Origin of the sequence: Phenylobacterium sp. (assembly GCF_031412415.1) — a bacterium.
Lineage (GTDB): Bacteria > Pseudomonadota > Alphaproteobacteria > Caulobacterales > Caulobacteraceae > Phenylobacterium.
Genome location: NZ_JANOCX010000444.1, coordinates 1 through 1,670 on the forward strand (window position 1 = coordinate 1; position 1,670 = coordinate 1,670).

At 65.2% G+C, this 1,670-nt stretch carries 2 protein-coding genes; both read right to left on the reverse strand.

Features of this window, described 5'->3' with window-relative positions; translation table 11 throughout:
* Window positions 1-1,042: GMC family oxidoreductase (locus tag RMO04_RS20505; RefSeq protein WP_309646623.1), on the reverse strand; the 1,042-nt coding region annotated here is incomplete at its 3' end.
* The coding region (locus RMO04_RS20510; RefSeq protein ID WP_309646624.1) for a gluconate 2-dehydrogenase subunit 3 family protein at window positions 1,042-1,670 on the reverse strand (629 nt) is incomplete at its 5' end. The genes RMO04_RS20510 and RMO04_RS20505, both read right to left, overlap by 1 nt.

The following is a 1,670-nucleotide window of genomic DNA, read 5'->3' on the forward strand; positions in this document are numbered from 1 at the left end:
CGTTGTGCGGCACGTGATCCATCATCTGCGGGATGAAGCCGGAGACGTCGGTGCCCGTGGAGTCCGTGAGGTACTTGCCCACGACGCCGCTCGAGTTCGCGAGACCGTTCGGAAAGCGCGTGGACGTGGACATGAGCAGCAGGCGTGGCGTTTCCGCACCGTTGGCCGACAGCACGACCGCCTTGGCCTGCTGACGCTGCTCTTTCTTGTCCTTGTCGAAGTAGAGCACGCCCGTCACGCGACCGCTGTCATCCGTCTCGATGCGGTGCACGTAACTGTCCGAGCGCACCTCGCAGCGCCCTGACCGCAGCGCGTCGGGAATCATCGTCCAGTTGGCGCCGGACTTTGCGCCCCACTCGCAGGGGAAGGCGAGGCAGAAACCGCAGTTGTGGCACGGCTGCCGACCCTTGTACTCCCGCGACAGAATCGCCATCGGTGCGGCTTTGGAATTCCAGCCGAGCTTCTTCGCGCCGACTTCCAGCAGCACGCCGGGCCCGGTGACATTCAGCGGCGGCAATGGAAATGGTTTCGACCGCCTCGGCTCACGTGGATCCGTCGGCGTTTCACCGGAGACGCCCATCGCATACTCGACCGCCGTGTAGTACGGCTCGAGTTCGTCGTAGGTGATCGGCCAGTCGGCGACGTTCGCGCCGGACACCGCGCCGCGCTGCGAGAACTCGTTGAAGTCGATGGGGCGAAAGCGCCAGAAGTTGCCGGTGAAGTGCAACGTCGTGCCGCCGACCACGCGCGCGTACTGCAGAAAATGACGCGGCTCCGCTTTCGCGTCTGGCGTACTGCGATAGCTCTGCGGCGACTGCTCCGGCGTGTTCGTCCAGCGGTTGGTGACGAAGGCGCCAAGCTCGTCGTGCTCCATGTCCGACGGTGGCACATGGCGCCCCTGCTCGAGCACGAGCACCTCAAATCCCTTGGCCGTCAGTTCGCGTGCCACGCTGCCACCGGCGATCCCCGACCCGATGATGACGAAGTCGACGGGCGTGTCTTGCTCAAACTTCCTGCCGTTCGGCTGCTCCTGGCGGCGCATCAGAGCACCCGCCCGAGCAACGCCTGCTGATTCGCGGGCTCGTCGTACCAGCCGAACGGCGCCTTCTGTTCAAACGCATGTTGCTGTCCGATGTACTGCCAGCCGACGTAGTCCTTGTTGCCGCCGTACTTGGGCAACGACAAGAATCCGGCGATCGTGGCGAAGCGCAGTGCGCCAAAGAACTCGGACTTCTCGATGCCGGTCAGGATCGCGTCCTGCTGCGCGGGGGTCAGCGTGGAGAACTTCGCGGTCGCCCCATGCTTGGCCGTTACAGATTTGGCGACCGTCTGCAGTCCGGCGGCGAACAACGGCGCCTGTTCCTTTACGAGGCCGGCCAGACTGTTGTCGATGAAGAACACCGCGCCCGCTTCCTTGGCGCCCGGTCCGTCGTCGCTCGGAATGAGCCGCACCGTCATCGCCTCGATCTCCGCCGCCTGTTCGGGGGTGAAGTGCACCAACCGCTGCGGCGGCGCAGGCGCGTCCATCGGAATGGCGGGCGTCGAATCCGTCGCCTTCGCTGATTGATCGGCCGCACTCGAACACGCCGCCAGCCAGACGGCACCAAGTGCGGTGAGGCCGGCCACGAACTCTCGTCGGGAAAGCCCAGCGCCGATCGAACTCGAAGCCG